The 23,331-nt window shown below is 54.2% G+C and carries 17 protein-coding genes; 12 read left to right on the top strand and 5 right to left on the bottom strand.

Annotated features, from left to right (window positions below):
- Positions 1–155 precede the first annotated feature (155 nt).
- Both SE15_RS11120 and SE15_RS11115 read right to left on the bottom strand, forming a co-directional pair.
- Positions 156–740, bottom strand: a complete 585-nt coding sequence (locus tag SE15_RS11120) for an HK97 gp10 family phage protein (protein WP_054522180.1) — start codon at positions 738–740, stop codon at positions 156–158.
- A gap of 125 nt (positions 741–865) precedes the next feature.
- Complete coding sequence (locus tag SE15_RS11115) at positions 866–1,711, bottom strand: phage head morphogenesis protein (protein WP_054522179.1); 846 nt, start codon at positions 1,709–1,711, stop codon at positions 866–868.
- 717 nt (positions 1,712–2,428) lie between these two features.
- Between SE15_RS11115 and SE15_RS11110 the strand changes: the two genes are divergently transcribed.
- From SE15_RS11110 to SE15_RS11065, 10 genes are read left to right on the top strand one after another with little or no spacing between them, the layout of a single operon-like run.
- Complete coding sequence (locus SE15_RS11110; protein ID WP_054522178.1) at positions 2,429–2,815, top strand: response regulator; 387 nt, start codon at positions 2,429–2,431, stop codon at positions 2,813–2,815.
- Positions 2,816–2,819: 4 nt separating this feature from the next.
- Positions 2,820–3,305 (top strand): response regulator, encoded by a 486-nt coding sequence (locus SE15_RS11105; protein WP_054522177.1) that lies wholly within the window; start codon positions 2,820–2,822, stop codon positions 3,303–3,305.
- Positions 3,306–3,327: 22 nt separating this feature from the next.
- On the top strand, positions 3,328–6,048 hold the full coding sequence (locus tag SE15_RS11100; RefSeq protein WP_054522176.1) for a GAF domain-containing protein: 2,721 nt from the start codon (positions 3,328–3,330) through the stop codon (positions 6,046–6,048).
- A 3-nt stretch (positions 6,049–6,051) separates the two neighbouring features.
- The gene (locus tag SE15_RS11095) at positions 6,052–7,722 is read left to right on the top strand and encodes a GAF domain-containing protein (RefSeq protein WP_054522175.1); all 1,671 of its coding nucleotides are present in this window, start codon (positions 6,052–6,054) and stop codon (positions 7,720–7,722) included.
- On the top strand, positions 7,719–9,452 hold the full coding sequence (locus tag SE15_RS11090; RefSeq protein ID WP_054522174.1) for a GAF domain-containing protein: 1,734 nt from the start codon (positions 7,719–7,721) through the stop codon (positions 9,450–9,452). Before SE15_RS11095 ends, SE15_RS11090 begins: the two co-directional genes overlap by 4 nt.
- Complete coding sequence (locus SE15_RS11085; RefSeq protein ID WP_054522173.1) at positions 9,449–12,337, top strand: GAF domain-containing protein; 2,889 nt, start codon at positions 9,449–9,451, stop codon at positions 12,335–12,337. Before SE15_RS11090 ends, SE15_RS11085 begins: the two co-directional genes overlap by 4 nt.
- A gap of 31 nt (positions 12,338–12,368) precedes the next feature.
- Complete coding sequence (locus SE15_RS11080) at positions 12,369–13,154, top strand: ParA family protein (RefSeq protein WP_083461895.1); 786 nt, start codon at positions 12,369–12,371, stop codon at positions 13,152–13,154.
- On the top strand, positions 13,123–18,096 hold the full coding sequence (locus tag SE15_RS11075; RefSeq protein ID WP_054522171.1) for a GAF domain-containing protein: 4,974 nt from the start codon (positions 13,123–13,125) through the stop codon (positions 18,094–18,096). Before SE15_RS11080 ends, SE15_RS11075 begins: the two co-directional genes overlap by 32 nt.
- 9 nt (positions 18,097–18,105) lie before the next feature.
- Positions 18,106–19,794: a pyridoxal-phosphate dependent enzyme gene (locus SE15_RS11070; protein ID WP_054522170.1), complete on the top strand. Its 1,689-nt coding sequence runs from the start codon at positions 18,106–18,108 to the stop codon at positions 19,792–19,794.
- A 24-nt stretch (positions 19,795–19,818) separates the two neighbouring features.
- The gene (locus tag SE15_RS11065) at positions 19,819–20,763 is read left to right on the top strand and encodes a DMT family transporter (RefSeq protein ID WP_054522169.1); all 945 of its coding nucleotides are present in this window, start codon (positions 19,819–19,821) and stop codon (positions 20,761–20,763) included.
- Positions 20,764–20,775: 12 nt separating this feature from the next.
- On the opposite strand, the gene SE15_RS11060 is transcribed toward SE15_RS11065, so the two are convergent.
- On the bottom strand, positions 20,776–21,549 hold the full coding sequence (locus tag SE15_RS11060) for a winged helix-turn-helix domain-containing protein (RefSeq protein ID WP_054522168.1): 774 nt from the start codon (positions 21,547–21,549) through the stop codon (positions 20,776–20,778).
- A 341-nt stretch (positions 21,550–21,890) separates the two neighbouring features.
- Here SE15_RS11060 and SE15_RS11055 point away from each other — a divergent pair, with 341 nt between their 5' ends.
- Together SE15_RS11055 and SE15_RS14510 are read left to right on the top strand one after the other, a co-directional pair.
- Complete coding sequence (locus SE15_RS11055; RefSeq protein WP_054522167.1) at positions 21,891–22,160, top strand: hypothetical protein; 270 nt, start codon at positions 21,891–21,893, stop codon at positions 22,158–22,160.
- A gap of 16 nt (positions 22,161–22,176) precedes the next feature.
- Positions 22,177–22,344 carry a hypothetical protein gene (locus SE15_RS14510; protein ID WP_160316703.1) on the top strand — a complete coding sequence of 56 codons (168 nt, stop codon included), beginning with the start codon at positions 22,177–22,179 and terminating at the stop codon, positions 22,342–22,344.
- 97 nt (positions 22,345–22,441) lie between these two features.
- Here the strand turns inward: SE15_RS14510 and cas4 are convergent, their stop codons facing one another.
- Entirely contained in the window at positions 22,442–23,053 is a 612-nt protein-coding gene (cas4, locus tag SE15_RS11050; RefSeq protein ID WP_054522166.1) for a CRISPR-associated protein Cas4, read from the bottom strand.
- Between the two features lie 3 nt (positions 23,054–23,056).
- Entirely contained in the window at positions 23,057–23,329 is a 273-nt protein-coding gene (gene cas2 / locus SE15_RS11045; RefSeq protein ID WP_054522165.1) for a CRISPR-associated endonuclease Cas2, read from the bottom strand.
- Positions 23,330–23,331: the final 2 nt, after the last annotated feature.

Raw genomic sequence — 23,331 nt, 5'->3', positions numbered from 1 at the left:
CCCATGACTTGGGTATCACTTACTCTCGCCGGCTCTACCGGACTCGTTGAGAGTGTTACTGCTTGCCTATCCGGGCTCTACCACAGAATCGGCTCACAGCCTGCGCTTCCGCGCTCGTTTGTTGTTTGTATTATAGAACAGATTCACTACGAAAGTCAAGCCTTTTTAATTTGATCGATGATTTTATCCACTGCTTCCTCGAACAACTTAGCAATCCTGTCCCGTGTCCGATCCAGCGCCGGCTCGAAATACGGATGGGGTTTCGTTCCCGATCTGCGAATCTTTGCCCATACGGCCCGCGCCGCTTGGCGATTCTCGTCAATCTGTTTGGCCTTGCTCCCCAATCGTTTCCCCGTTCGTACTGAGTATGTGGCGGCTAACTGTTTGATTCTCACCCACTCATAAAGAGGCTGTCCGGGTTCGGTGATCGACAAGGGCGGCGTGTGCGGTTTCGAGCCGTATTCAACGGCTCTGGCGTACGGCAAACCGCGCCCGGCGCCGACTTCGACAAAGATGGCATCTTTTGTAACTTGCACTTCACTCGAGGACACGCTGGCACGCAAATCGCCGGTGGCTACGCTGTCGTTGTCGGTCAGGTTTTGCTTGATCTGGCCTTCCAGCAATTTGCCCGCTTGTCCCATCGCGTTCCAAATTGGAACGTAGATTTGGTCATTGAGATTAGATGTCTTCCCAACGAATTTCAAAATCTCATCCAATCCTTCAATGCGTAAAACTTTCATTGACAATCCACCTAAAAATTGTTATTATAGATATGGCGAGGATGTAGTCCGGACGAGCATACCGCGAAAGCGGAAGACTGGGGAGTTTCCGGCCCCCAGGCGCCAACCCCGAAAGGGGTTTTTTATTACCATTTATCAACCTGTCTTTTTTCTCTAACATAAAGTGATCGAACCTTCCCGTCAACCACCGGGACAACAAGATATGACTTCGGAGACCATTCCCGATAATAAACGATCGCGCCCCGTCTCAATTTCATCCCCTCATAATTGCCTTGAAGGATTTGCTCAAGCATGGTTTCTGCCCGCTTCAGATCTTTTATCTGCGGTGGCTTCCCTTCATAACCCGTAAAGTGCCGTCGAATATAATGCCAGCGCCGTTCACCGGATATCATAAAACCGTTGATTTGTGTCACAGTTTGCCAATCAGTCAGTTCCTGAATGCTGTTCCTCCGGTTATCTCGCAACGGATGATCCGCCGGCAGATACTTCACATCATCCAACGTCACCGGCGCAACTGCACAACGACAATGCGGATGACGCGGCGGTAACCCGTCACCGAATTTGGGATCCACATAAAACGTTTCACCCAAACGCACAACTTTATTGTGCAACTCACGGCATTTCGGACAGGCACCGGTTTGCCCATCCAGCCAGCGCATTCCTCGCACCACCCCGCTTTCCTGGTAACCTAACTTTGCACCCTGCGCATGTGCACGGATCACCTCTGTGCGCGCGATTCGGGTTGCCCGCCATTCCGGGAAAATAGTTTGATCCGGCTCTTCGTGCAGATGAGCAATCTCATCACGGATTTGGTAGATCGTTTTGCCCTCGCTCAATCCAGCAGTGATGATCTGTGAGATACCGGTTTGTATATCGGGCAGGATCCCTGCAACCAGCTTCCCTGCGTTCTGACGCGCCCACTCCAGCGCCGCCGGGCTGCTGCCACCCGTCCCCCCGATACTGAGTATCAAGAGGGAAGTCTTGTACCTGCTCTCGCAGTTGCCACCCGACGAACAAAGGCGGTATCTTGAATTGTTGCGTTTCGAAGTGGAGCGTCAAAAGTCCTCCTTCAAGACCAAATCGCCGAGCCGGAAAGAGAAACCGGCTCAAAGCGTGTTAATAGATAATAGAACATAATTTCTATTTACAGTTAACTGAGGTGGAAAATGCGAAAATAGCAGAAGCTCATGTTGTCAACAACCCATTTATACGTTTGCAGAGGATAAATAGAGAGTGCAAAAGAAATATTCGTACCATCAACCTTAGAAGGTTAAATTAGCCGAAGCCATGAATATCAACCTACCGCTGAGATTCGCGGGTTCGAATCCCGTCGCCCACTCTAATAATTTCAAATACCGCCACGCAGATGGCGGTATTCATGTCTTTGCATACGCTCACGCGAATCGCAACCTCAAACTGCACGTTTTTTAGTCTACCCAAGCCATTAGGCTCAACCACAGCATGCTCTAACCTGTGTTCAACTTTCTCCCTTGGTCACTAATCTTTCGGCACAATCCTTGCAATTTCCGTGAGCGGTTAGAAACACCTTGCGACTACATTACAGTTTCGCAAGGAGTGGTACTTCTCCAGGCAAAACTCACTATAATTTTATGAAAACCATCCCCTTTAAGGGCATCCGTGGCTTTTAAGGCATTCCCCTTTTCTATTCCATAAATCAGGCGCAAGTCATGGGAACACCGAAAACCATCCTCTATGTCGAAGATAACCTGGATAATCGCACCCTTGTGCGGCGGCTGCTGCAAGCCAGCGGTTATAACGTACTTGAGGCCGCCAATGCTACCGAGGCGCTCAGGATCCTTGAAGCCCACCGTCCGGACCTGATTCTTATGGACATCAACATGCCGGATATTGACGGTTACACCCTCACCCGCACCATCAAATCCCAGGAGCACTTGCATGGGGTGCCGGTCGTAGCACTAACCGCCAATGTAATGCGCGGGGATAAAGAGCGTACCCTTCAAGCGGGTTGTGATGGTTATATCGAAAAACCTATTGATGTAGACCGCTTCCTCGACCAGATCGCCGAATTTCTTCTAAACGGCCACAGGGAGTAGCAACATGAATGCCAATGCTTCATCCACCGCCTCACCTGAAAACCCGGCTCAAACGCCGCTTTCCATTCGCCAAACTCACGGCACCCGCCCTTTGACCAAAGATACGGTGGTGCTGGTTGTTGAGGACAATGTTTCCAACTTTGTTTTGATTGCACGTCTCCTGGGATATTTAGGGGTTCATTGTGAATGGAAAACCTCAGGCTATGAGGTGGCTGAGTTCGCCGATTCATTGCCCAAGGTGGACCTTATTTTGATGGATATTCGCCTGCCCTACGAGGATGGGTACGGCGCCCTGCGCAAGATTCGTCAATCACCCCGGTTTCGTAACGTTCCCGTAGTAGCCGTTACCGCAGAAGCCAGCCTGGAGCAAATGAACAAAGCCCGCCAGGCCGGCTTTGACGGCTTCTTGGGCAAGCCCCTGGATCCTGATCGCTTCCCCGACCAGATTAAGCGCATCCTTAACGGCGAATCTGTCTGGGAATTAAGTTGAATTTCTTAGAAAGCGGCCGTCTATGAGCGGAGAATCAACGCTAGAAGAAACCCTCCATACCCCTCTACCCTACACCCAGGTGATCTCAGAAGTTGCCCGCATCATTGCGGTGGTCAACCATTGTGAAGAACTCCTGTCCAGCGCCGTACACAAAATTGCCCAGGGGTTAAATATCCCCCATGTGGCTGTATACGTCTTGGAAACAAACGAAACCTCGGTTGCCTTAAGAGCAATTCAAACCCCTGCACCGAACACATTTCCCCTTCACCAGGTGCACGTCCCTATCCATTCCGACACTTTGTTCGGATGGGCTATCGCCAACCAGCGCCCTTATTACATCCCCCATTTGGAAGCCGACAATCCGCACCGTCAAATGGATCATATCTGGAACGATGCCCAATCCATCCTGGTCATCCCCTTGATAGCGGGCGCACAGGTTTATGGCGTGCTGGATGTACAATCGGGGCAGAAAAACGCCTTTCCTCCTGCCCTTTATAATGTGCTCTGCACTCTGGCCGACCAACTGGCCTTAAGTTTTTTGATCCATCCCCCTGAACAACCCAGACAACCTCGCACCCCCAAGCCGCAAAAAATTGAGGTCACCGAGTCGCTCTACACCTTGGCGGAAGCCTTCCTTAAAACTTGCTTTCCAACGCTAACATCCCCCTCCAATTTCTATGCTGCTCTCACCAATTTTATCCATGACCATTTCGGTTCGGACCTGTCGTTCGCTCTTGCGCTCCTGGACTCCGACCAGCAGGTTATTACCTTCCCTGCTCTCTTTGAAAACGGCCAACCCTTAAGGGTGGATCCGCTCCCCCTCGGCGAGGGGCTTACTTCTTACATTATCACCCACAAACACCCCTTGTTGATCACGCATGACGTGGAAGAAACTGCTCGCACGCTGGGGGTTCGCCTGATCGGCACTCCGGCCAAGTCCTGGCTAGGTGTTCCGGTGCTCTGGGGAGACGAAGCGCTCGGTGCACTCATCCTCCAGGACCTGCACCACGAAGCCCGATTCGATGAAAACACCAAGCACACACTAGAGGGCGTAGCCCCTCTGGTGGCCTGGGCGATTCAAACCCACCGCCTGCAATTGGAGGTTGAGGAAGGTCAACGTCACGCCGAACAGGAACACATTCTCCTAACTACGCTGTTAGAAAGCCTGCCAGAGCGTATTGCCATTAAAGATGCAGAAGGGCGCTTTTTATACGCCAACCAGGCTCTTCTACGCCACTACGGGGTGGATTCGCTCGCCCAAATTACGGGCAAAACGGATATAGACCTGGGGGGAGAGATGGGCAGCCTGGATTTGGCCCAGGACCTTGAAGTGATTCAATCAGGTGAGGCTCGAGTTAACACCCCTAACTACTACTTCAGCCTACAAGGCGAGAATGTGTGGGAACTGGTGTCACGCATTCCCATTCCCACGCCTGATGGGAAAAGCGCCCGTCTGATTCGCATTGCCCAGGACATCAGCGAATACATCCGCACCGAGCAACTGGCCCAGCGCCGCGCCGAACAGCTCCTGGCCTCGGCTGAGATCGCGCGTGAAGCCATCAGCGCCCGCGACATAGACCTCATGCTCCGAAATGCCACTAACCAGATACGTGAACGCCTGGGATATTACCACGCCTCGATTTTCCTTTTGGACTCACTTGGGCGATATGCCATTTTGCAAGAGGCCTCGGGCGAAATTGGGCAAATCATGAAACAATCTGGGCATCAGTTGGCCGTTGGTTCGCGCTCACTGGTGGGTCAGGCCACTGCATTGGGACGCACCATTGTTGCCAACAACGTTCAGGGAAACCCGGATTATTATCCCAACCCATTGTTACCTGAAACCCGCTCCGAAATTGTGGTACCCCTCCGAGTAGGAGACCGCCTGCTGGGAGCGTTGGATGTGCAAAGTCGCTCCTATGATGCTTTCCAGCCTGAAGATGTACAAATCCTGGAAACCCTCGCCAGCCTGCTAGCAATCGCGCTGGATAATGCCCTACTCTACACCCGTACTCAGCAGAACCTTAACCAGCAGCGCCTTTTCTACCAGATCATTTCTGAGGCGTCTGGCAGTCTGGTGGTTGAAGAGATTATCGAAAAATCTCTCCGTGGCCTGCATGAGGCCTTGCCCGCGGAACGCCTTGCGATCTTCCTGCTCAATCGCGAACAAGTACTGGAACTGAAAGCCCATGCCGGTTATGAGACCGATGTGCTCTCCCGAGTGTTCTGGCAATTAGGCGAAGAGATCCCCGGTTGGGTAGCCGCAAACCGGCAGCCTTTGCGAATTAGCGAGTTCACCCCCGAAGGGAAATTCCAGCCTCTGGCATCAGGTGCACGTTCAGCGCTAGCACTGCCCATTGGCTATCAAAACGAGATTCTGGGGGTGCTCTGCATCGAATCGGAGCGGCCTGCGGCTTTCGACGAAAGGGATCAGGAAATGTTCGCCACTTTTGCTACCAACCTGGCTGCTGTCCTGACCAACGCGCGCCTGGTTCGCCAAATCCAGGTTCAGGCAGAACGCCAGCGCCACCTATACGAGATCACCAGCAAGATCCGCACATTGACTGACGTGGGAAACATCCTCCAGACCTCGGCCATTGAAATTGGGCGGGCGCTGGGAGCCCAGCGGGTCAACATCCGAATTACGCCCCCTTCGCCGCCCTCTGACCCTTTTAGAAGTCGTTCCCTCCTCAACGAATCCCCAACAGACAATGACGGCCATGAGCGCAGGGAGGAACTCTAGCTTATGAGCCTGTGGCAACGTGTTTTACCCCGTAATATTCCCCCTGAGGTGCTGGAGCGAGGCGAACTTCCTACGCTCCGAGAGTATCTGCTCCAACAATCCCTCCTGATCCAAGTCCCCATGATCGGGTGGTTTGCCCTGCCTCATCTGATTGGAGCCCTTCAGGGAGCCAATGAGCCCGGCGTAGGGATCTGGGCAATTTTATTTGCACTGGGGCTCCTTCTGCCTTTCCTGCGCCACTGGCCCTTTGGGCTTCGAGCGGCCTTTCTCGGGGCATTCCCGTATCTCGTGGGAACTCAAATTACCCTGACTTATGGCCCACAACCCATCGGCATGCTCGCATTTGCCGCTACCATCTTGATTGGGGTCCTGCTACTTGATCCGCCCGCGATGCTTCCCTGGGTTGGGGTAACCTTTCTGACCCCCCTGGGGATCCTCGGGGCCATGCGCCTTAGCATCTTACCCACTCCTCTCCCCGAAACCATCCTCGCTTTCAACACATTCGCTAACTGGTTAAGTGCCTTGATTTTGTTGGCCTACACAGCAGTTTTGGGAGTGCTCTCCCTGCCTTTCATGCAAGAGCGCCTCAATCAGATCTCCATTGATAAAAACACATTAGAGCGTCAACTGCGGTCAACTCGAATCGAATTTGAACGTGAACTCGCAGAACGTACCAACGCCCTACAACGACGTATCCACGAGCTCTACACGGCCTCAACCATTGCGCGCACGGTTAATACGGCCACCGATCAACCCACAATGCTGCAACAGGTTGCTGACCTGATTCAACAGGAATTTGATCTTTACTATGTGGGTATCTTTCTCATTGATGAGAGCGGCAAACTTGCTGTGCTGCGTGCCGGAACGGGCGAAGCCGGGCGGCGCATGCTTGCGGAGGGGCACCGGCTGGCCGTAGGTGGAAACTCCATGATCGGCTGGGCCACAGCGCGTAAAGAACCCCGCATTTCTCAGGATGTCAGCGTCGAACTAGTGCGCTTTAGCAACCCACATTTGCCGCTGACGCGCTCTGAACTGGCCCTCCCTATTCTACGCCGGGGCCAGTGCCTGGGTGCCATAAGCGTTCAATCCACCCAGGTGCGCGCCTTTGAGGAAGACGATATCCTGGTTCTTCAAGGTATTGCTGACAGCCTGGGTTTGGCTTTGGAAAATCTCGAATTCTACCAGCGCATCCAGCAATTACGTGAAGAGGTGCGAGTTTTGTCCAGAACGCACGTTGCCGAAGAATGGGGAGATTTTTTGAAAGAACACGGTGCCATTGAAGTGACCTACCAAAGCCCATCCGCACCTCAGGAGAACAATTCATCAGCCCATGTGGCTCATTTCCCCTTGGTACTGCGCGATCAAATAATTGGCACCATTACCCTGGAGATGGAACAACCCAACCTCACCAATGAAGAGATCGCATGGTTGGATGCAGTGGCCATGCAAACGGCCACAGCCCTTGAGAATGCCCGCCTCTTTCAGGAAACTCAACGCCAGGCTTTTTTGGAACAGCGCCTGAATGAAATCAGTACAACGCTCTCGCGGGTGGAAAGTGTGGATGAGATTTTGCGAACAGCCGTACAAGCCCTGGCTCAACTCCCCAACATTGCCGAGGCCAGTATTCACCTCATACCCCCCGAAACCCCCGCCACAAAGGATAACGGGCGATGAGCCAATTACCCCCTTCGTCTCTCACCTCTTCTACGGCTCCCGGAGACATAACTGCTCTCCGTGAAACCATTCTGCAACGAGCACTCTATATTGCATGGGTTAGCGCGGCATTGGGCTACGCATGGGTGGCGTTGAGCCTCTTTCAGGCGCGCCAGTACTTGCCCATTCTTGTCCTGACCCTGGTGCTACTCTGGCTCAGCGCAAGTGTCTTGATTCAACGCCAGCCCCAGGCACTACGCATTGCGGCCCTGCTGATAACGCTGGGAGTCCTGGGGGGTCTTGAACTCCTCTACCGGGGACCACTAGGCACTGCCTGGGTATGGCTATTGGCACTTATTCTGATGGCATATGCTTTCCTGGGGCAACGAAGTGCTTATGTCCTTTTCAGTCTCGTGCTGTTAGGAATAAGCAGCCTGGCTGCCATCCATCTAACCGGATGGGTTGCACGACTAGGCATTCCTCCAGTGGACGCCCCATTGCTCACCTGGATCACGGCTACCGTGGCCTGGCTCCTGGTTGTTGGCCTCCTTATGGCCTCATACGGCGTTGCCCAAAAGGAACTCTACCGTGCCTTGCAGGAAGAAAAAGCGCTGACATATACCCTTGAAGCCGAACGGGCTGCCCTGGAAGTGCGCATTGAACAGCGTACCCGCGAGTTGCGGCGGCATCGTACCTATCTTGAAGTTGCCAGCCTGATCGCCCGTGAGATCTCGCTCGAGGCAGACGAAGAGACGCTCTTCCGCTCTGCACTGGCGTTAATTCAGCGCTACCTGGGTTTCTATCATGCCGGTATCTTCACCCTGGACGAAGCCAAAGAATATGCAATCCTGCGGGCAGCCAGTAGCGAAGCCGGCCAGCGCATGATTGAGGCAGGCCACCGCCTTAAGAAAGGAGCCGAGGGCATTGTGGGTTACGTCGTAGAAAAGGGTGAAGCCCGTATCGCCCTGGATGTGGGGAAAGACGCCGTGCATTTCAAAAACCCCTACCTACCAGAAACACGCTCCGAGATTGCCTTACCCATTCGAGTAGGGCAGGAAGTCATTGGGGCTCTGGACATTCAAAGCACAGAAGTGAGCGCTTTCAGCGAAGAAGATATTCAGGTGCTCCAGACCATTGCTGATCAGCTAGGCGTAGCTCTGGAACGCCGCCAATTGATCAATCGGCTGCAGGAGTATGCTACTGAATTGGAAACGCGCTACCGTCAGGTTGTTCGCCAGCAGTGGCGGGAATATTTACGCGCTTCTCGCAAGCCACGCGGCTACCGCTGGCGCGCTAACCGGCTTGAACCGGTAACTGCACCCCCTTCAGAAATTGGACAGATCATCCACCAATCGCAGCCGCTCCTAAAAACCTCTGGAGATGAACAAGGAACACAGCACGTGCTTTATCTTCCCATCCGGGCACGCGGTGAGGCTGTGGGGGTCATCTCGGTTAAGTTCAGGGGAGGAGGCGTTTCCGAAGACACCCTGCGTTTGCTTAACAGCGCCGCCGAACGTGTTGGCCTTGCACTTGAAAATGCGCGCCTGCTGGAGATGATGCGCACACGCGCCGAGCGGGAGCATCTGGTGAGTGCGTTGGGCAGCCGTGTGCAAGCCGCTACGGATGTGGATGGGATCCTGCGGGCCGCGGCGCTTGAAATCGGTCGTGCTCTGGGAGTTTCTGAGGTGCTGGTACAATTGCGCGACGAGCACCAGGAAGGTAGCGAGGACCAGCCGGGAGGTGAGGCATGATTTCATCCGCGGCATTACCTGTGTTTGATCCCACACAGATCCCGATTGAAACCAAACAGCGCCAATTGGCAACCGCCATAACCTTCAGTACGGCATTGATCCTGGGGCTTTTGGCCGCTCTCTTCCTGATCGGAATGTTTTACCAGCCGCAGTTCTGGCAGCTTTACGTCCTGGCAATCACGTTCGGGCTGACCTCATTGATTGTCCTCTCCATCATTGCCAACTCACCCGAGCAAGCCGACTACCGCCAGGCAATGCCCCGGCTCGCGCCTGCCTTCCAATTCTCTCTTTTGATCCTGGCAGCGTTGAGCCAATCCACCGCCGTTTATCTCGCGCTTCTATCCTTCCTTTACGGCATTCTGGTTGCCACCGGGGTTTTGGAAGAGCAAAGTCGTGAACCGGCAATCACCCGCGCCTTCTTCATAGCCGTAACCACCGCCCTAGTAGGATCACTATTTCCCCAGCTCCAGGTCTCAATTCCTGTCATTGCTGATTCGTTGCCCATCCTCTTAGGCACGTTGGCGATGGTTTACCTGGTGCTGCTCAGTCTGGACTACGTGACCGTCACCCTGCGTGTCCGACTGGTCACCAGCGCATTGGGGATGGCCATCGCTCCTCTGATTCTGCTCTCGCTGGTTGATACGCGCTTCATCTTCACCAGCCTGCAAAATCAGAGTAATCAGGCTTTACGCCTGGCTGCCCAGCAGGTGGCTCAAGAAATTGACACCTTTCTCGCCTCCAACCGTGACTCCCTCATCACCGAGGCCAATCTAAGAGTTTTCTACGATTATCTGGTTATGGATCCCACCAAACGGCAGGGTAGCCCTCAAGAAGAACAACTGCGGGTGACCCTGAACTCTCTGTTATTAAAGCACGAAACCCACCTGGTTTCCTACGGGCTACTCAATTTACGTGGGCAGAACATCTACGATAGTAACCCAGCCGCAATTGGTCAGAATGAGAGCAAACGCGACTATTTCATGCAGGTGACACGTACCGGGCAGGTGTATATCTCCCCTATTGAATTTAACCCGGAGAACAAAGTTGCTTATATCTACTTCGCCGTGCCTATCCGTGACGAGCGCCAGCAGATTATTGGGGTTTTGCGCCTTGAATACGACGCCCAGATATTCCAGCGTCTGCTGGAGCCCAAACTCAATCTCCTGGGCTTACATTCCTACCCCATTTTGCTGGATGAAAACTTTATGCGCATCGCCGATGTCATGACGCCAACCCACCTCTATAAATTTCTCACTCCCCCCACTTACTCACAAACTCTGGAATTAGCACAACTCAATCGTCTACCTTACCATCCCTACGTAAACTATACCAACCAGACAGACCTGGCCAATGTTCTAAAACGCGGTTCCAGTGTAACCTACTTTACTTTGGAAGTGCATCCGGATAGACCCGGCCACCTGGAAAGTGGTGTGGCTGTGCGTTTACAGACCAAACCCTGGTACGTCCTCTTCGTACGCGAACAGAGTACCCTCCTGGCTTTGCTTCAAGCCCAGGGTCGTCTAGCCGTCATCATTGCCGCATTGTTTGCTGCGGCTGTGGGTCTGGCAGCCTCCTGGGTCTCAGGGGCCTTGAGCGCGCCGGTGATTCAGTTAACAAAGACTGCCGAGCGAATCACGGCTGGGGATCTGGAAGCCGAGGCCAGCGTAGAAAGCCGGGATGAGATTGGGACACTGGGTAATGCCTTCAATACGATGACAGCGCAACTGCGCAGCCTTATTAACGAACTGGAAGACCGCGTTCGTGAACGCACCCGCGAACTGGCTCAGCAAAATGAAGCCCTGCGCTACCGCACACGTCAGCTCCAGACGGTAGCCGATGTCGCGCGGAGCATTGTGTCTGCCCAGGCACTTGAAAGTCTGCTCAATCAAGTGACCACCCTGATTAGCGAGCGCTTTGGTTTCTACCATGTTGGCGTTTTTCTCCTTGATGAGAAAGGCGAATACGCGGTGTTGCGTGCCGCTAATAGCGAAGGGGGCAAGCGCATGCTGGCGCGCCAGCATAAACTGCCAGTTGGTAAGGTGGGTATTGTAGGCTATGTGACAGCCACCGGACAACCCCGTATTGCCACGGACGTGGGCGAAGACGCAGTGCACTTTAAGAACCCCGACCTGCCCGAAACGCGCTCTGAAATGGCGCTTCCTCTTATCGCCAATAATCGTGTCATTGGCGCTCTGGATGTTCAGAGCACTCAACCCAACGCCTTCACCCCAGAAGATATTGAACTCTTCAGTACGCTGGCTGATCAGATTGCTATTGCTATCGTCAACAACCAGTTGCTTGAAGAAACCATGCGTGCTCTGGACGAGGCACGTCGCGTGAACCGGCGCTACCTCCAGCAGGAATGGGAAAAAGAAGTCCGTTCTCGCCGTCACCGCGCCTATATCTACACCGCACAGGGGTTGTTCACTCAACCCCCGCTTTCGCAGCCGGAAATTGAAGCCGCTATCCGCCGGGGTGAGGTGACAGTTGCCCCAGCCGAGGAGGGGCAGGCAGCCGTCTTGGCGGTACCCATTCAGTTACGTGATGAAATTCTGGGTGTCATTCGGGTCCAGGATGTGGGGGCACCCGAACGAGACTGGACCGAGGAAGAGATCGAAGCCCTGAAAGCCATAGCGGCACAGGTGGCCCTAGCCCTGGAGAACGCCCGTTTGCTCGAAACCACCCTACGCCGCGCTGAACGCGAACGTAAGGCCCTGGAAATCACCGGGCGGATCCGCGCTGCCACAGATCCGCAGACCATGCTGGATATCACCATGGAAGAACTCCAACGCGCGCTGGGTGCTTCGCACGTTCAAATCGTCTTCAACCGTCCACCTGCTCCCTCATCGAATGATGAGGTGCCCGGCAACGGCAAAAACCAATAGTCAACCGTGAGTGTCAACCGCGCAGGAGGGCATGATGAAATGTATAGCGGTAACGAATGAGAAAGGCGGTGTGGCTAAAACAACAACCACGGTCAATCTTGGGGCTGCATTGGCTGAGATGGGGTATTCCGTTCTGCTCGTGGATATGGACGCCCAGGCCAACCTCACACTGGCCGTTGGTGCAGATCCTCAGGAGATTAGGGTTACCATCCTGGACATCCTTTTGGAAAATTACCCCTCGGCAGAAGCACTCTGGAAACCCACCAAAATCGAACGGCTTCACCTCTTGGGCGGCAACCCATCGCTAAATTTAGCCGAGCGCCTGCTCCCTCACCAACCAGGTTATGAAACCCTGCTCCAAAAGAAACTTCCCTTTATAGGTGCCAGGTTTGACTATGTGATTCTCGATAGTCCCCCGTTTCTAGGTGCTCTAATGAGCAACGCACTGGCTGCTGCTGACACAGCCCTGATTCCTACCCAGGCTGAGTTTTTCTCAATTTATGCCTTAAGAAATGTACTGGCACTAATTCGTCGTATTCGCGAGCAGTATAATCCTACCCTCTCCTACCGCTTGCTCCTTACCATGTTCGACCAGCGCAATCGTATCCACCGCACACTTTACCAATACTTGCACGACCACTTCGCCGAGGGGCTCACGGAAACCGTGATCCCCATTGACACACGGCTACGCGAAAGCGCCATCGCTGGCACCCCCATTATCCAGCATGCCCCCAAGAGTCGGGCTGCGCTGCAATACCGTGTATTGGCCCAGGAGATAATCCACCATGTCGAAGAAACCCTTGCACAGCCGGCTTGATGCTCTCTTCGAACAACTCAATTCCTTCCAAGAGGGAAAAACACCCTCTCGCCATCAGGCCTCAGCGGAACCCACTCCGCAGGGATGGGGGTTCACCTGCCTGGTCAATGGTATTTGCGTGGCCTGTAGCCCGGAAGTTTCCCGCTGGTTGGATCTTTCTCCCGAACAATGGATTGGGAGCAACTTATTTGAGATCTTCCTGCCGGCCAATATAGTTTCCCATCTCCAGCGCTGGCTAGAAGCCCCCGAAACCCCCTTTGAGGAAGAATTCACTTGGCAGAATTCATACGGCCAAACGCTCGCCCTACGCCTAACAGCGTACCCGCTGGGAAGCGCTTCTGAGCCCAATCGCCACTGGCGCGGCTATATCCAGGTATTAGAGACCCCTACACCTCAACCCGCTCCCACATCGGCTATAGATGCCCCCCCATCTCCCCCTCCAGCTCCACCTTCGCGCCGACCTGCCAATGCCGATGTAAAAACCCGCCCGGTCACACCCACAGTTAAGGTTACCTCTCGACCGACTCATTCCACTTCTTCTATAAACACTCGCGGAGATTCCGGATCAAAAGCCGCCGTGCATCAGCGTTCGCTGGCTCAACCGGCTCGCCTTACCGCACCCCTGACCTTACCCGGTTTCGGCGAGGGATTGCTGGAAGTATTGGATGAGACCCCGGATCGAATCTGGACAGAAGATGAGATTTTGCTGGTAGAGGAAGTACTGCGGCAACTCAGTCTGGCCATTGAGAATGCTCAACTTTACGCCGCCGTACAGCAAGAACTGGCCGAACGCACACGTGCCGAGCAAGAACTGCTCCGCCGCAATCAACAACTGGCGCTCCTCAACGAGATCGGTCAACAAATCTCGCGGCTGACAGAGGCAGAGGAAATTCTGGATCTGGTGCCTCAGGCTGTGGGGCAAATCGCCGATAATACCAATCTGGTACTGGCGCTTTACGACGAAAAGCCCCGCTTGCTCCGCTTCCCGTTGGTGATTCAGAATGGCGAGTTGCGGGATTGGCCCGCTTCCCCTCTTTTCAAAGATGATCTTCTCGGTTATGTCATTCAGGAACGCAAGTCGCTCTGGTTGGGCCAAAACCTGGAAGAAGAACTTCAACGCCGGGGCATTCGCCTTCCCAAACCTACCCCCCGGGCTTTGATGGCGTTCCCAATGAGCACCGGCGAACGCATCATCGGGGCTTTGTTGGTTCAATCTTTCACTTCGCCCGATGCTTACTCACGGGTTCAGTACGAGCTACTCTCCACCCTGGTTACCCAGTTGAGCATCTCACTCCAGAACGCTAACCTGTTCCAGGAAGTCGTTGCCGGTTTGCGTGCAATTGAAACCCGCGAGCGGTACCAGGCAGGCGTCGCGCGGGCAGTGACGTTATTGAGCGAATCGGGGCTTAAGGCATTGCGTGAGGTGCTAAGTCTGCTGGGTGAAGCCGCTCAATGCGATCATGTTTTCTACGCTACTGTCAAAGAGGACGAGCAGGGGCTTTACTGGTCAGCCATCGCCGATTGGTCTAAACAGGAGAGCGAATTTCAACTCGAGCGCAACAAACTCCAACACATGCCGATAGCACTCTTCCCATCGTGGAGCCGGCCACTACGCGATCAGGGATGGGTTGCTGCTACCCTGGATGATTTGGAAGCCTTTGAACAGAACTTTCTACGCAATCTGAACACTGCTTCAATTCTGCTCCTGGCTGTTCCTGGCAAAGCCTCTGTGCCCGGTTTCCTGGCGTTTGAACAAACCACTCCACGTCTCTGGCAAACCGATGAGATCAATATCTTGCGCTTAGCCGCAGATGCCGTCGCCAACACTCTGGTGCGTCAGGATCTGCTAGAGCAATTACAAGCCTCGCTGGACGAAACTGAAAACCTGTACCATCTCAGCACGCGCATGTCCACCGCCGCCACTCTGCAAGAGATGGTAGCCGTCATCCCCCAAGGGATGCGCATCCCGGCTATCAATCGGGCAGTTTTGCTTCTCAGCGAGAGCGACTCCACACTAGGGAAGGATTACCTGCGCGTCGCTGCTAACTGGCATAGTGGTCGTGGCACGCCACCGCCCCCAGTGGACACCCTATACGGCCCCGATCACCCCTATTTCCGTCTGACGCGCACCCGCACCCCACAGTTTTATGAGGATGTTTTAGAGCAGATCACCGACCCAGACATGCGCCAGCGTTTGCTGGATCTCTCCGTTCGGGCCCTTGCAGCATTGCCTTTGTGGGCATCACGCGAACAATTAGGAGCCCTATTGCTGCTATGCGATGAGCCGCATCACTTCAGTGGACGGGAGTTGCGCACCTATCCCCCACTGGCCGGGCAGATGGCCACCGAAGTCGAAAACCTGCGCCTCTTCGAGCAGACCCAAAAGGCTCTGGCCCGCACCGAATTGCTCTACACTATCAGTAATGGCATTGCCCAGGCCCGCGAGGTTCAGGAGTTGGCCGATTTGCTTTTCCGGCACGCTATGCCCGCGAGCGCCGAAAACCTGGCCATTATTCTGGTCAATCAAACCCCCGAAGGTGAGGTCACCTCACTCGAGATCGCAGGCTTTTGCTCCACAAATCCCTCCCTGCAGCGCCAGGGGATGATACTTCCGGCTCAGGCTTTCCCGCTCCTTAGCCAACTGAGCCAGGATATTCTGGTGCTCGCCAACCTTGAGCAAAGCGCTCTGGACTCGACCTCACGCAATACCCTGCAAACGCTGGGGATTCATTCCGGATGCTTCATTCCCCTGCGCAGTGGCGAACGTCTCCTGGGTTTGCTGACCGTCTCCTCTTCTCATCCGATGACACTCTCTGCGGATGACCTCCAGATTCTACAAGCCGCTGGCAACGGAATCACCGTTGCCGTTGAACGTTTCAACCTCCTGCGTGAAGCCCAGCGCCGTGCCCTCCAACTCGAAACGGCGGCTCAGATTGCTCGCGACACACTGAGCACACTGGACCTCAACACCCTGCTCGGACGCATGGTACACCTGGTAACCCAGCGCTTCAACTACTACCATGCAGGCATTTACCTGTTTAACGAAGAAGGGGCCTATTTGATTTTACGCGAGGCGGCTGGTGCAGGGCGTGAGGACCTGCTGAACAATCCGGTTCGTTATGCGAGAGGTTCGCGTACCCCCATCGGGCGAGTTGCAACCACAGGAGAGCCCCTGGTGCTGAACCGTGTCCTGGAAGATCCCCTCTATCAACCCAATCCAAACCTTCCCTACACGCGATCCGAAGTGGTGCTTCCGCTCAAGACAGGCGACAATGTCATGGGGGTTCTGGATATCCATGCCCGCAGCGAAAATGCCTTCACCTCTGAGGATCTCCACGTCCTCCAGATTTTGGCTGACCAGATCGCCGTGGCCATTGAAAACGCCCGCGCCTATGAATTGTCCCAACAAGCCGTTGAGGAAATGCGTCGCGCCGACCGCCTCAAGAGCCAGTTCCTGGCCAATATGAGCCACGAGTTGCGCACACCCTTGAATTCAATCATTGGTTTCTCCAAGGTGATCCTCAAAGGCATTGACGGGCCTATCACCGAATTGCAACGCCAAGACCTGACCTCCATCTACAACTCTGGCCAACATCTGCTGGGGTTGATCAATGACATCCTCGATCTTTCAAAGATTGAGGCCGGGAAGATGGAACTCCAATTTAGCGAGGTAAACCTGGGGGATCTGATCAATAGTGTGATGTCCACTGCCATAGGGTTAGTTAAGGATAAACCCATCACCCTCCATCATCACGTTCCTGCCGACCTGCCAACCGTGATTGCAGATGCGACTCGCATCCGCCAGGTGCTGCTCAATTTCCTTTCCAATGCCGCCAAATTCACCGAGGAAGGATCCATCACGGTAGAAGCCAAAGTGATCGAGGGGCCCAAGGGCACTCCTGAGATCATGGTCACCGTTACCGACACGGGCATTGGAATAGCAGAAGAAGATCGCGCCAAACTCTTCCAGCCTTTCTCACAAGTGGATGATTCCCCTACCCGTCGCACAGGGGGGACGGGGTTGGGGCTCTCCATCTGCCGCTCTTTTGTGGAAATGCATGGAGGGCGCATCGGTTTGTTATGGAGTGAGGTGGGCAAGGGGAGCACTTTCTTCTTCACCCTGCCGGTCCCAAAACCCTCAGCCGAGGAGAGCGCTTCCCAGCCCGTACCTCTGCCGGAAGGCACCCCGGTGATCCTGGCCATTGATGATGACCATCAAGTGACCCAACTTTACCAGCGTTACCTGGAAACCAACGGTTACCGCATTGTACCCCTCCACGATCCTCATCAGGCCGTTCCTGCCGCAAAACGCCTCAAACCCTTTGCCATTACCCTGGATCTGATGATGCCCGACAAAGATGGTTGGCAGGTGCTCCTCGATCTGAAGAACGATCCCGAGACACGAGATATTCCGGTGATCATTTGCAGTATCCTGGAAGAAGAAGAAAAGGGCTTCAGCCTGGGAGCCGCAGATTACCTGGTTAAGCCATTCCTGCCTGAGGACCTGATCCACGCACTTTATCGCCTCAAGAATGGCGGCAACGACCCAAAAATCTTGATCGTAGATGATTCGGAAGAGGACGTGCGTCTGCTTCAGAAAATCCTCGAGGCAGATGGACGCTTCCACACTCAGGTGGCTCAGAACGGACAGGCGGCTCTGAAGCACCTAGCACAACACACTCCGGATGTTATTTTGCTGGACCTGTTTATGCCCGGCATGGATGGCTTCCAGGTTCTTGAAGCCCTGCGCACCCACCCTACCTGGAATCGCATCCCGGTCATCATTATCACCGGAGGAGATTTGACCCCCGAGCAACGCGAACAACTGGCCGAATTCAGCAAGCGCATGCTCAACAAGAGCCAGTTACAGGAAAAAGAGCTCTTTGCTCTGCTGGAGTCGGCCCTTCAAAAGTGGCATAAAGGCTATCCATCATTGCATTGAGGTGAATGAATGCTCAATGACCGCTGTCAAATTGAGTGCCTAGATTGTGGTTTTCGGGCACCCTATCAACCCCTGGAAACCGTATGCCCGGTATGTGGAGGCGCGTGGCGACAAGCCATTTATGATTACGCACATCTTGCCTCTGCTCTCCCGCCTCAACTAAAAGAACGACCCTTCGACCTCTGGCGCTATCGCGAACTGCTGCCGGTCACCCAACCCGCACCGGAGTTGCGCCTGTCAGAGGGAGGAACGCCGTTAATCCGTGCCCTAAACCTGGGCATGATGCTGGGATGTTCCAACCTTTTCATGAAGGATGAACGCCAGGGACCCACGTCATCATTCAAGGACCGTCAGGCCGCTCTGAGTATCTCTGCTCTGAAGGCCGCCGGGGTGCGTGAAGTGGTGCTGGCTTCAACAGGGAATGTGGCCATTGCTTATTCTGCCTATGCAGCCCGCGCCGGGATAAAACTCTGGGCCTTCCTGACCAGCCTGGTGCCGGCAGCTAAGATGCGAGAGGTTGCGCTTTACGGCACCCAAGTCATCAAAGTCACCGGCTCTTATGACCAGGCCAAGCAGGTCGCCGCGGAATTTGCGCGTCAGCGAGGCATCTTCCTCGATGCTGGAGCCAGAAGCATTACCAATATTGAATCCATGAAGACCATCGCCTATGAGATCGCTGAACAACTGGGCGAGGTTTTATTAGAGCCCCCGGCCAATGGTTTGGGAGCCGCCCGACCCCGCTGGCGAGCCCCGGACTGGTACATTCAGGCGGTAAGTGGTGGCATGGGGCCATTGGGAGTGCTCAAGGGCTTCCGCGAGATGTACCAGATGGGATGGATTGACCGGATACCCAAGATCGGGGTGATCCAGGTTGAGGGTTGCGCTCCCATGGTCAATGCCTGGAAACAGGGTCGCGAGATTGCCATCCCAATTCAATCACCGCATACCCATATTGCCACCCTGGCCACTGGCGATCCTGGACGAACCTATACCCTCCTGCGCAACTGGATGCTAGAAGGATCTGGAGGAGCCTTCGAAAGTGTCAGCGATGAAGAGGCCTTTCGCGCCATTCACTTCCTCGCCAAAATGGAAGGCATGTCGGTCGAGCCGGCTGCTGCCGTAGCCTGCGCCGGATTGATCAAATTGGTGCGCAGTGGTCAGATCAAGCCTCATGAAGTCGTGGTCATGAACATCTCCGGGCACACCCTGCCAGTTGAACGCACAATCTTGGGAGAGGGGTGGTCACGCAGCGTGGTGGTGTCAGAGGCCATGCAAGCCGGTGCCGAGGAAGGCCTGCTAGCCGCGCTCAGTAAGATCACCATTGACCGTTTCCCACGCATTGCCATTGTAGATGATCATCCCGAGGCTCGCCGTCTGATTCGCCGCATTCTGCAATCTCAGGGAGACTACACCCTCTTTGAAGCAGCCAGCGGCCGCGAAGCCATTGAATTGGCTCAACGTGAACACCCCGACCTTATCATCCTGGATTTGATGATGCCCGAGGTTGACGGCTTTGGAGTCATCGAAGCCCTTCAGGCTCAGCCCGAAACCGCCGAGATTCCCATCATCGTGGTCACGGCCAAGGAATTAACCCCAGCCGAGAAGGAGCGTTTGCGCGGCCACATCCAATCCCTGATGCAGAAAGGAGATTTCATGAGCGATGATTTGCTGGATGAGGTCCGCGCGCTACTGAAATGAGCCCTCAACCGGGGTAAGGGGAACATGCACGTGAATCGGCGGTCTCAGGGGGTCGTCGCGGCGCTTGCTTCGGCGCTCTTCATGGGCACCATGCCCGTTTTTGGCAAACAAGCCTTCGCGCTGGGGTTCTCGCCCCTGGCCGTCGTAGCCCTACGGAGTGCCATTGCAGCCCTTCTAATGCTGGGGGTGATGAACTTTCAACGTCAGTTCTTCTATATTTATCCTGTGGGTTTACTTGGATGCCTTATCGCAGGGGTGCTCAATGGAATTGGCTCCATTTTTTATTACACTGCTCTAAGCCACCTAGATGCCAGTGTGGGCCACCTGATCTACTCGTTCTATCCCCTATTTGTTGCCCTCTGGCTCTGGCTGGACCGTCAACAAATCAGCCGCATCACGCTGCTACGCCTGACCCTTGCCCTGCCTGGCATTTATCTGCTGATTCGCACCGGGCACGATCCCGTCAATCTGAGCGGGGCATTCATGATGTTGCTCGCAGCCCTTTTTTATGCCCTTCATCTCATTATCAATCAACGCATTTTATACGAAGCCCCTGCTCCTACAGTTACGCTTTACACTTTGCTGGCTATGGCATTAACCGTGGGCGCAGCATTTGCCATTGCCCACCCGGTGCTTCCGGCCTTTTCGCTTTCATGGTGGCCTGTGCTAGGGATGGCAGGAGTCACGTTCCTCTCACGTCTGACTCTTTTCCTCGGCGTCAAAAACCTGGGAGGACTGCAAACGGCCCTCCTGGGTTTGAGCGAGTTGCTGGTCACTGTATTTCTGGCACAGGTGTGGCTGGGCGAGCGCCTTAGCCCAGCCCAATGGGCAGGAGCATTCCTGATCGGGGGAAGTATGCTCCTGATGGCACTAGATCAATCATCCCCCGAACAGCGAACCAGTAGCGGGTGGCTACGCTGGCTTAATCCACCCCATCTTCCAGAGATTGATCTTCCCTGGCAGCGATGAGCGCTTAGCAGATTACTCGATCAACGGCCCAGGAGTCGGGGCTATTTGAAGACGATACCCCAAATGGCGCTGATTATAAATCCATGTCGCGCCACCCACTTGAGCCAGTTTATGCCGCAAACGAGTCACGACCGAGCGTAGCAACTGGGCCGCTTCAGACCGGCTGATTGAAAAACCATAAATCAATCCTACCAGGTCTTCATAAGGCACAACCAGGCCATGGTTGGATAACAGACTTTCCAAGAGGTGAGATTCGGTTAGCGAAAGCCGTATCCTCTGGCTGCCAGCGCGGAGTGTGCGTGTCTGGCAATCTATGACCCTCCCTTCCTCCAGGTGCACACACAGGCGTTCAAAGGGCAGTGCCAGGGGCGCCGTATAAAGCGCCCCTACCTCATGAACAGCCAATGGTGCTTCTGGAAGCCGCATACCTCCTTTATGTAGTGTTGCAATGGCTATCATCAAATCTCGTGGCATCAAGGGCTTATGCAGCGTCATATACGGAAAAGGCCATTTCGTCGTTGGTCCCTGGCTACCGGCAGGGGCAAGGAAGATGGTTTTCGGCGGAAAGCCAAGACGGTCCAACTCCTTGCCCAAAGTTACCCATGCGGTATCATCCTGCAAATCAGCAATCAGAAAACCGAAGTCTTCCATTGCCAGCGATGCACCCATAACTTCCAGGGAGGGAACCGCATGGATGGTATGCCCGGCCGGTGCTATCAACGCAACCAACCAGAGACGAAGTGCCTGGTCGGGCTCCAGGATCAAGAGCCTGCAAGAATCATTCATGACTTAAATGACCTTAACAAAGGTCACGAACCGGGGTTTCAGGGTAATTCGATTTTAACCGAAATCAAACGATAGGCCAATCGTTTTGGACCCCCCAAATTTTCGCATTTGGTCAAGATTAGGAAACGACAAGACCCTGGCGGCATATACTTGTAATTAGAAAAACCCCACACTTTCGGGAGATCTGGTGCGTTAGATCATCTCTGGCATTTGTTAGTGGGTTCCCTTCTTCCCACTCAGAACTTAACCGGCGAGCGTCTGAACAAGATTCGGGCACTGGCCGCTTTTCCCCGGACGCATTTTCCTCAATTGCTTACGCCGATCAGGAGATCTATCTAGGGTTGGCCGTAGCCGGGAGTCTTGGCCTGAAATATTCCTGGCCAATTGGGTTGACCATTACGGGTTTACTAATCATTGTGGCGCTTTCCTACTTTCCAACTATCCATGGTTATCCCTCAGGAGGGGGATCCTACGTCGTCGCGCGGGAGAATCTGGGCACATTACCTGGTCTGGTCGCCGCTACTGCGCTCATCATAGATTACAGCCTAACCGCGGCTGTAAGCCTGACCGCCGGAATAGTCGCCATTGCTTCGGCTTTTCCAGTGCTTTGACCCTATTAAGGTAACATTGGCACTGCTCACGTTGGGTATCATCATGATCATCAACCTACGTGGCCTGAAAGAATCTGGAACAGCAATGGCCATTCCCGTATACCTTATTGCTTTGCTCTACCGGCGCCGCCGTATGGGCTTTCAACGGATCATCATTGACGTGCCTTACCACCTCCAGCGATAAGAAGTAAATTCCAAGCAGGTCGGACCTTTCCTCCTCGTACTCCGTAGGCTCAGTTTATATCCTTCCCCAGTATTAGAGGTCGCCGCCGATGCGTGTCTCAAAACACATCATTGCAGAAACGCCGAAATTCGCACCCCACACACCGAGTACGCTGGGTGGTTGGCTGGGGCATTTGTTCTTTCTCCAGCATGGCCTTCATGTCTTCCAGTGCCTCCCGCACACTTCGCCGTAATGACGGAGCGAATGGAACCTCCACCACCCGCCGCAGAGGAATTTCATACAAATAACCCCGGGAAGTCACCTTTCCACTCATTTCCTCAAGTAAGAGGCCATAGGCCATTAATTGAAGCTTGACATGCTCGCCGCTGCGTTGCGATAACTTGAAATCCACTGGTATGACCTCCCCAGGTGCGGGTTCATCCACCCATATCACCATATCTACAACGCCCCGCATATTCCATTGGGCCGAACGGACTCTAACATTGAACTCCCGCCGCCCTTGCACAGCACCAAATATCTGTAACGAGCGGCGCATAATACGCCCGACTTCTTCCTCGCCAGCCTCTTTCCCCGCTTCCATCAAGTAAGTACGTGGACGAATGTCCGGCAGACACACCAGAAAGTAAAGCAAACGATGACAGTAAGCCCATTGCTTCAGATCGGTGACCCTGAAAGGATACGTGTAAATCTCTTCATAGGGATCAAACATGCTTTATCTCTGCTCTCGCTGGTCAATGATCTTGCGCTTTTGCCAGTCTTCAGCGCAAATGGGCACTAATTGCACATTCCCTGGACTCTTACCCAGGGTGCGTTTGATCTTAATCATTAATTCTTTTTGTTTTGAGGGGATCAGCCACCCCACAAAGGCACTAAATTGAATGCGATCCAATCCATAATCCAGGCAGATATCGGCAATTTTCGCACGCTTACGATCATCTACTATATCGTAGACCAGAATTAAATTAGGCGTTTTTTCAACACCCATGG

This window comes from Thermanaerothrix daxensis (assembly GCF_001306145.1).
GTDB lineage: Bacteria > Chloroflexota > Anaerolineae > Anaerolineales > Anaerolineaceae > Thermanaerothrix > Thermanaerothrix daxensis.
The sequence above is the reverse complement of the archived record's forward strand: the minus strand, read 5'-3'. Positions and strand labels throughout refer to the sequence as shown.

What these genes read in the sequence shown, in the direction of transcription:
- SE15_RS11070 (WP_054522170.1), top strand. Translation starts at nt 18,106, where the DNA reads ATGCTCAATGACCGCTGTCAAATTGAGTGCCTAGATTGTGGTTTTCGG.
- SE15_RS11090 (WP_054522174.1), top strand. Translation starts at nt 7,719, where the DNA reads ATGAGCCAATTACCCCCTTCGTCTCTCACCTCTTCTACGGCTCCCGGA.
- cas4 (WP_054522166.1), bottom strand. Translation starts at nt 23,053, where the DNA reads ATGTTTGATCCCTATGAAGAGATTTACACGTATCCTTTCAGGGTCACC.
- SE15_RS11100 (WP_054522176.1), top strand. Translation starts at nt 3,328, where the DNA reads ATGAGCGGAGAATCAACGCTAGAAGAAACCCTCCATACCCCTCTACCC.
- cas2 (WP_054522165.1), bottom strand. Translation starts at nt 23,329, where the DNA reads ATGGGTGTTGAAAAAACGCCTAATTTAATTCTGGTCTACGATATAGTA.
- SE15_RS11060 (WP_054522168.1), bottom strand. Translation starts at nt 21,549, where the DNA reads ATGAATGATTCTTGCAGGCTCTTGATCCTGGAGCCCGACCAGGCACTT.
- SE15_RS11075 (WP_054522171.1), top strand. Translation starts at nt 13,123, where the DNA reads ATGTCGAAGAAACCCTTGCACAGCCGGCTTGATGCTCTCTTCGAACAA.
- SE15_RS11105 (WP_054522177.1), top strand. Translation starts at nt 2,820, where the DNA reads ATGAATGCCAATGCTTCATCCACCGCCTCACCTGAAAACCCGGCTCAA.
- SE15_RS11120 (WP_054522180.1), bottom strand. Translation starts at nt 740, where the DNA reads ATGAAAGTTTTACGCATTGAAGGATTGGATGAGATTTTGAAATTCGTT.
- SE15_RS11080 (WP_083461895.1), top strand. Translation starts at nt 12,369, where the DNA reads ATGATGAAATGTATAGCGGTAACGAATGAGAAAGGCGGTGTGGCTAAA.
- SE15_RS11065 (WP_054522169.1), top strand. Translation starts at nt 19,819, where the DNA reads ATGCACGTGAATCGGCGGTCTCAGGGGGTCGTCGCGGCGCTTGCTTCG.
- SE15_RS11095 (WP_054522175.1), top strand. Translation starts at nt 6,052, where the DNA reads ATGAGCCTGTGGCAACGTGTTTTACCCCGTAATATTCCCCCTGAGGTG.
- SE15_RS11085 (WP_054522173.1), top strand. Translation starts at nt 9,449, where the DNA reads ATGATTTCATCCGCGGCATTACCTGTGTTTGATCCCACACAGATCCCG.
- SE15_RS11110 (WP_054522178.1), top strand. Translation starts at nt 2,429, where the DNA reads ATGGGAACACCGAAAACCATCCTCTATGTCGAAGATAACCTGGATAAT.